This window comes from Streptomyces sp. NPDC007896 (genome assembly GCF_042959425.1).
Classification (GTDB): Bacteria; Actinomycetota; Actinomycetes; order Streptomycetales; family Streptomycetaceae; genus Streptomyces.
Window position 1 is genome coordinate 36,737 of sequence record NZ_JBIBKX010000038.1, and the last position, 7,227, is coordinate 43,963.

6 protein-coding genes are annotated in these 7,227 nt (G+C 69.6%); 2 read left to right on the plus strand and 4 right to left on the minus strand.

Going from position 1 to position 7,227, the window contains the following annotated elements:
* Position 1: 1 nt before the first annotated feature.
* Genes ACFZDJ_RS53995 through ACFZDJ_RS54005 form a run of 3 tightly spaced genes read right to left on the minus strand, consistent with a single transcriptional unit; the run spans position 2 to position 3,059 of the window.
* Entirely contained in the window at positions 2-1,444 is a 1,443-nt protein-coding gene (locus ACFZDJ_RS53995; RefSeq protein WP_391070588.1) for a hypothetical protein, read from the minus strand.
* Between the two features lie 38 nt (positions 1,445-1,482).
* Complete coding sequence (locus ACFZDJ_RS54000; protein WP_390940928.1) at positions 1,483-2,034, minus strand: hypothetical protein; 552 nt, start codon at positions 2,032-2,034, stop codon at positions 1,483-1,485.
* Positions 2,035-2,075: 41 nt separating this feature from the next.
* The gene (locus tag ACFZDJ_RS54005; RefSeq protein ID WP_390940926.1) at positions 2,076-3,059 is read right to left on the minus strand and encodes a site-specific integrase; all 984 of its coding nucleotides are present in this window, start codon (positions 3,057-3,059) and stop codon (positions 2,076-2,078) included.
* A gap of 45 nt (positions 3,060-3,104) precedes the next feature.
* Between ACFZDJ_RS54005 and ACFZDJ_RS54010 the strand changes: the two genes are divergently transcribed.
* Positions 3,105-4,574 (plus strand): hypothetical protein, encoded by a 1,470-nt coding sequence (locus tag ACFZDJ_RS54010; RefSeq protein ID WP_391070590.1) that lies wholly within the window; start codon positions 3,105-3,107, stop codon positions 4,572-4,574.
* Positions 4,575-4,673: 99 nt separating this feature from the next.
* On the opposite strand, the gene ACFZDJ_RS54015 is transcribed toward ACFZDJ_RS54010, so the two are convergent.
* Positions 4,674-6,074: a hypothetical protein gene (locus ACFZDJ_RS54015; protein WP_391070592.1), complete on the minus strand. Its 1,401-nt coding sequence runs from the start codon at positions 6,072-6,074 to the stop codon at positions 4,674-4,676.
* 281 nt (positions 6,075-6,355) lie between these two features.
* Here ACFZDJ_RS54015 and ACFZDJ_RS54020 point away from each other — a divergent pair.
* Positions 6,356-7,227: DJ-1/PfpI family protein (locus ACFZDJ_RS54020; RefSeq protein ID WP_391070594.1), on the plus strand; the 872-nt coding region annotated here is incomplete at its 3' end.

Genomic DNA, 7,227 nt, shown 5'->3' on the forward strand with positions numbered 1-7,227 from the left:
TTCAGCCGCCGCCGGGTTTGGGGTAGGGGCTGTTGTTGTAGTCATGGCAGTCGGCGGTGGCTGTGGGCTGGTCGGCCGGATCGGCTCCCTCGCGCAGTTCGGCGGCGAGCACGGTTGCGTGGGCTTGGGTCACGACGGCTTCGGCTGCCTCGGCGATGACCGGGATTGCTCTCTGGCGGACCTGGGGATCGGTCAGCGTGTAGACGCGGTCGTGGGTGGCCTGGCTGTTCTGTCCGGGCGCGCGCCGGTGCAGCGTGTTCACCGTCCGTCGCCCCCTGCGGAACGGTGAGGAGGAAAAACCCTGTTGGGTCGCCCAGCCCTTGGCCGTACTGCCGGAGATACCGAACCCGAACACCCCGATCCCCGACTTCCTGCCGGTCTCATCGTGCGGGTGCTCCAGCGGGGCCTTGGCGGAGCGCCAGATCAGGAAGCGGTCAGTACCGGGGCTCAGCGTGTACACGGCCGCGCGGGCGAACACGGTGGCCTCCAACGCCTGCGTGATGAGCCGCCCGGGGGAGGCGGCCCCGTCGTCGGTGAGGTTGCGGGTCTCGAAGTACCGTCCGGCGCCCCGCTTGTGCTTCTCCAGCTCGACCCGGTAGATCCGCGGGCCGCCGTCGCTGCCGGCGTCCGGGGCCGCTTGCGGCACCTTCAACCGGTTGATCACCGACAGGTTCCAGCCGTGCTCGGCCAGCAGCAGGACCCCCAGCGCGACCGTCTCCATCCGGGTCAAGAACAGCCGCTGCCACGTGTGCTCGGGCCGCTCCCCGCCCAGCACCCGTGCGTAACGGGCGAGCACCCGGCCACGCTGGCGACGCACCCTGGTGTCGTGGGGTGCCTCACCGGTCCGGGCCAGACAGTCCAGCGCGTCACCCAGCAGCCATGCCTCGCTGCCGCGAGTGAACGTCCCCGACCGCCATTGGGCGAGGTGACGGCCGTTGCCCGTAATGCGCAGATGCGCGGCACGGAACATTCGCCGCGCAGTGGTGACGATCGCGTCGAACTCGGCTTCCTGGAAGGACACTTCCTTGGCTGTGGGCTGCAGGACGCGGCGGGCGAGCGCTTCGCGTGCCGCAGCGGACAGCCGCGGGTCGTCCAGCAGCAGCCCTCGCACGGTGGTGATCTGGCGGTAGCCGAACCGGGTGTTCTGTCGGCTGAGCCTCCACTGCTGCCACACCGCCGCGGTCAGCTGGTCGAGGTCGGCAACCGGTGCGTCCAGCGTGGCCAGGTACGCGGTGAACGCCTGCAAGGGGAGCCAGAAGTACCTGCTGCTGTGGTGCGAGGTCCACCGGCTCGGCACGCACCGCGCGGCGAACAGGCGGGCCAGCGACCTGCGCAAGGCGTCCTCGACCGGCAGAGTACGGAAGTCGTAGACCGCGACGGCTCCCGTTCGGTCGCGGTGCTCGACGACGAGGCCGTCGCCCGTCAGAACCGGTGGCCTGTGCACGGGCGTTGTTGGCAAAGGCGCCGTACGCCCGCGCCGGCTCATCCCGCCCCCCGCGGGGTGACCTGCAGCTTGGCGTCGATGTCCTGGATGCCCTCGGCCTCCCGCGCCAGACGCGCGAACACCTCATCCATCTCCCGCGTCGGCCGCTCCCCGTCGCGGAACGGGGGCGCGGTGGTCAGCAGCGACCGCAGCTGAAGATCGGCGACCGGTGCCAGATACCGCTCGCGGGTCGTCTCAAGGAACGCATGACCCAAAAGGTCCTGCACCATCCGCCACGGATCCCCGTACAGCAGCCGGTAGTCCCGCCGCTCCTCCGGGCTCAGAGCGAACCTCTGATCCATCAAGTGGTGCAGGATCACCAGCATGTAGAGGGCGAAGCTGTGCCGGCAGGAATGCGGCGTCGCATACGGCGCCCGGCTGCGATGCGGGTCCAGCCGACGCTCCGGCTCCGGATCCAGCACCGCCCGGCACCGCCGGTTCGCCGCCGTGAAGACGTTGTTCCACGAGTGCGGCTGGAACGGCAGGCCCATCTCGTTCAGCCACAGCCACAACGGCTCCGGTCCCTCCGGGCCTTCGGCGTACCACGTCATCCGTTCGTCCGCAGTAGCCTCCGTCAGCGCAATGCGGCCCGTCACGCCCCGGCGGTCGCACCAGTACACCGTCGGCTTCGGCCCCGGCTCACCCGGGTGACCAGCCGCATCCCCGCCACGCCGTCGTACCGGCCCCGAGCCTGGGCCGAGCGGATGGCCTCGGCGCGCGAGGAGTCGACGTAGTTCTCGACATCGCCCACCACATGAGCCTCGACGTAGTAGGTACGGGCCCTCTTGGAACGCGTGACCGCCGCTGCCAGGCGCCCCGTGTAGTAACGGCCGCCCTCCAGACGCAGTGACGGCACCTCGAACGTCAACAGTGAGGCGCCCTCCAGCCGCCGCACCCCCGACGAGGTCAGCAAGCGCACGAACGCAACATTGCGGCCCTCCAGCCGACCCACCCAGCCCGGCGCGGGAAGACCGTCAGCGCCGTACCCGCGCAGCCCCACATCCACCCACAGCCGGAACGTCCGAGGCGTCAGCCAGTGAACGTTGCTGCCCCAGGCGTCCTTCACCTTCCCATCCGGCACCTCGACGATCTGCCCATGCCGACCGACCACGCGATGCACCGGCACCGGGTTGCGCGGTAGGAACTCGTTCCCCGGCTTCGTCGCCCACGTGTACAGGTTCATCAGCGCGGCCAATTCACGATTCCACTTGTTTCCGCCCACCCGCACCGGGTTCTCGGGCGACGTCTGGCGCCAGAACTGGAAGTCGTCGACATCCGACTCGACCGCCTGCGTCCAGACCTTTCCGTGCTGCCACAGAAAGTTGAGGAACAGGCAAAGGTCCGTGATGTAGTTCCGCTTCGTCTCCTTTGTGTATCCCCGGAAGGGGTTACTGCGCGTGTACAGGCTGAGGAGTTCGTCGATGCGGTAGTCCGGCGCCAGCAGAATTGGGTCGCCGGGCCGGATGCCGGTTGACGCCTCGCGCTCCGCCAGGTCGGTCCACCCCGCCAGAACAGGTGCCCGCGGTGCGGCGATCGGCGCCGGCTTGGGAACCCAGAAGACACGCCACTTGCTCATTCCGCCACCCTGTCAGATCGGCTTCAACACGCCGATTCAATAGGGATGGTCTGCCACTTCGCGCACCATCCGGACCCGGACGGGCAGCCGCACGAGTGCCGGCGCCGCTCGCGGGGCGTGGCCAGCGCCGACCATCTGTACGTGAAGTCCGCGGCCGCCGCCTGGCTGCGTGGCCGCGGCGAGCAGGCCCGCTTCGACTTCACCCGGCCCGACGGCGCGCCGGTCGGCTCCGTCGTGGACATCCAGTTCAAGGACCGCGGGCTACGGGTGCACCTGGATGGGGCGGTGGCCCCGGTGTGGGACGAGGGGAGCGAGCCGGTGCTGGGGGTGTCGGTGCCGGTGGACCGCGACACCCTGATCGACCGCTGGTACGTGCACCGAATCCGCCTGGACAGCGAGGGCACGGCCCGCCGGGTGAAGATCGGCACGGAGGCGTTCGCGCGGCCCACCGAGTGGTTCGGCCTGGACGACTGCGCGATGACGGAGCGCGGCCTGTCGACGCCGGCGGTTGAGCGGATCATCGAGTCCCGCCGTACGCCTCCTCCGTCGCGGTGGTCGCCGGGCAAGGCGAAGAAGGTGCCGGAGCCGGATGCGCGGGCCCAGGGGCTGCTGCGCCGGCTGCTGTATGCGCGCCGGATCGAATCCGTGGTCCTGGTGACGCAGGTGTGCGGGGAGATCGCCGACCTGGCCGGGGTGAGCCCGGAGATCCTGGGGCAGCTGGAGGCCGCGGTGCGCCACGCGCGCGTCTGGCTGGAGGAGCAGGCCGAAGTCCGCCGGAAGTTGTTCGCCAGGTTGGACGAGGCGGTGGCTGATAAGAGGGCCAGGCGGGTGCGCAGGCTCCTGGTTCGGGTCAACGCGACCGCCTCCCATGACCGCACGGAGGCCGAGGAGGCCATCGTGGCGCGGGCGACCGACTACTTCGCCGGCCTCGACAGCCACACGCGGCAGGCGGTTGAGGCGGAGGCGGCTACCGAGCGGGCGGCGGCGGAAGCGGCCAGCCGCGTGCGCACCCTCCTCAAAGGCCTGCGCCGCCATGACGCATACGCCTACGAGGTCCGTGATCAGGTGAAGGAGCTGCTGGGGGCGGCGGCTCTGGCGGGGGATCATGTGACTGCCGGGCAGGCGCGAGACGTTGCCCTGTGGAAAGAGCGCTTCGCCGCCGGCCGGTCGCTGCCCCCGTATCCGCTGCACAGCCGGGTGGGACGCCGGTACTGGATCGCGCGGAGCTGTCCACGCTGTCACGCGGAGCAGGGCAAAGACTGCGTGCTCGTCGAAGGAACCGACACGGGCGAAAGGCGCAAGTATCCCCATGACGAGCGGGTGCAGCTGATCCTGGACGAGCGCAAGGCCAAGCAGAAGCAGACCCCGCGGGCGTGGCGGGTGGACGAGGTCACCTGCCCGGACTGCGGCAGGGGTTACAACACGCCGTGCGAGAGCCCGGCCGGCCCGCACCGCTCCCGGGTTGAATTGGCCAGGGAATACAGCCGTCTTCGGAAACCGCCGCCGAAGAGGTGAGATGCGAGGGCGTGGCGGGCAGCCGGTCCGTGGAGGCTACGCTCGCGGGCGGGGTGCCGGAGCCACTGGCATTGGCTCCGGCACCCTTCTGGCCGCGGGTCAGTCGTCGATGTCCTCGCGTGGTGAGAGGAGCGCGAAGTACGTGTCGCGGGCTTCCGCGCTCAGCTCACCGTCGAGGGAGAGCGCCTGGCGCAGGGTGCGGAGTGTTTCCTGGGGCGGGACGTCCCACCGGTTGCGGGCCTCGCGCATGATCTCGCCGATGTACCAGTAGGCGGATGAGGGGTGGTGGCGGATGTACCAGTCCAGCATCTTGGACACCGGAATGGTCAGGCTGAGGTGGTACCAGGACGGTTCCTTCCGTGTCCCCTTCCTTGTGCTCTTGCCGTGCTCGTGCAGTTCGATGGACTCGGCGAAGTCGTTGAGGATCGTGCCTTCGACCGTGGGGCCGAGGATGTCGGTGGGCAGGATGCGATCCAGGCTGGCCGCGACGCTCCAGGCGAGTGCGTCGGAGATCTCGCGTACGGAGGCCTCGTTGCGCTGGCGCAGGACCCACCGTTTGCGCACGTCTGGCCTGCCCCACAGGGTGCTGTGGAAGTCGGCGGCGAAGCGTTCGCGTACGGCGGCCGCACCAGGTGTGAGGTTGTCGCGGTCGCCGGCGGACATGGTGGCCCGGATTCCTTCGTGGGAGCGCTGGCGGGCCTCCGCCCAGTCGTCGGCCACTGCGCGCGCCCACTGGTCGCGGCCGCCTACGGTCGCCTGCGGCTGGGGCACTTCGCTGTTGCGGCGGGAGATGTAGGCGCGCAGCGTGGAGGCGGTGATGCCGCCGAGCTCCGCCATCTCCGGCACGCCGAGCAGCTGGCCGCCGGTCAGTTCGGGGCTGGCGACGTCGACTACGCACTTGTCCAGTGGGAGGGCGCCGTCCTGCTCCTGGTGGTGCCTGGCCCACAGCGCCAGGTGGTCGAGCCAGTTGTCCGGGGCGGCCTCCTCGCGATCGAAGGTGGTGACCTTGCCGATGTAGGCGTTGTCGGGGTCGGCGCGGCCGTCGAGCATGTCGGCGGCGCTGACGGTGACGGAGGCGCGGGACTTGCGCCGCTCGTAGTCCTGCTCGACGGGGTCCCAGACCTGCCCGGGCCGGTACCAGGTGGTGCCGTCCCACCAGTAGCCGCCGGCGCGGAACAGCAACTTGTCTCCCGCCCAGTCGCTGTGCAGGGAGGGCGTCTCCTCGTCGCTCATCAGGAGCACGGTTCGGCCGTGCTCGGGGTGGTAGCGGACCGACCAGCCCAGGGTGTGCTGGAGCGGGTCGGTGGTGAAGGCGTGCCAGCCGCCGCTCTGGCGGTTGAGGTCGAAGCGCCCCCACATGCCGCTGGCCTCGTGGCGGCCGACGGCTTCGATGGCCTCGGGCCCCTCGTCGAGGGGGAGGTGGGAGTCGTCGACGAACGGCAGGCCCGGCACCGGGTGGTCGGTGCGCAGGCCGTTGGCGAGTGGACGAACGTGGCCCAACGTGAATTCCTCACTTCGCGTCTAGTGCTGCACTCTTATGCAACACCTTGCGTTCCCAACTATGCATCACCTTCAACCCTCTTTGTGCAGCATGTTTCGGCCAACTCTTCCGCGCGACCACCGGACCTCCGCAAAGTTCAAGTCCGGTCTGGATGTGCAGAGTTGGTCGCCACCTCCTACCGTGTTTCCGGCAGCCCAGGGGCTGCCGGGAGACTTCTGGGGAATCGGGGGGTTCGTTGAACGACTTCGTCGCGGTTTGTGCGGCTGAGCTGATGAAGCGCATGCGTGAGGATTCCTGGCCGCTTGTCCGCGACGCCCTCGTCACGTTCCTCGTCGACAACGAGTCGGGCAGCGACGCTCGCGCGAACGGGGTACGGCAGGAGTTGGACCGGGCTCGGAGCGATCTGCTCTACGCCCTCGAGCACGGCGAGAAGGACACGGCCGCTGACGTAGAAGCCGAGCTGCGCATGCGTTTGCGCCGTGTCCTGCGCAACCGACCGCGTACCAGCACACCGCTCCGGCGGCTGGTGAGCCAATTCGCGTCGGTCACACCGGAGACCGACGCCCGAGAGGAGCCCGGCCACCAACCAGGTGGGCCCAATGTGACCTCAGGACTCCCCTCTCTCATGGCCAAGACGCCCAGCGCCTTGGAGGCTGCGACGCGGAAGGTCCTCAGACGCCGCCGCAAGGAGATCGTCGCGGTGCTGCTGTTCAGCGGCGGCCCCATCTTCGAAAGTTCCATACCCCTCTCGGTGTTCGGAATCGACCGTCAGGACGCTGGCGTGCCGCGCTACCGCCTGCTGGTAGCAGCCGGCGAGGAAGGCCCGCTGCGGACCACAGGGGGCGTGGAACTCACCGCGTCGTACGGCCTGGAAGCGATCTCACGCGCGGGCACGGTCGTCGTACCGGCCTGGCGCTCGATCACTTCACCGCCGTCCGAGGAGGCGCTCGACGCGCTGCGCCGGGCGCACGAGGAAGGCGCCCGCATCGTCGGGCTCGGTACGGGGGTGTTCGTCCTGGCCGCGGCAGGCCTGCTGGACGGCCGCCCCGCGACCACGCACTGGATGTACGCACCGACGCTGGCCAAGCGCTACCCGTCGGTCCACGTCGACCCGCGAGAACTCTTCGTGGACGACGGGGACGTGCTGACCTC

Bases quoted from the DNA above. Each gene is read 5' to 3' on its own strand.
- ACFZDJ_RS54000 (WP_390940928.1), bottom strand. From the start codon at position 2,034: ATGACGTGGTACGCCGAAGGCCCGGAGGGACCGGAGCCGTTGTGGCTG.
- ACFZDJ_RS54005 (WP_390940926.1), bottom strand. From the start codon at position 3,059: ATGAGCAAGTGGCGTGTCTTCTGGGTTCCCAAGCCGGCGCCGATCGCC.
- ACFZDJ_RS54010 (WP_391070590.1), top strand. From the start codon at position 3,105: ATGGTCTGCCACTTCGCGCACCATCCGGACCCGGACGGGCAGCCGCAC.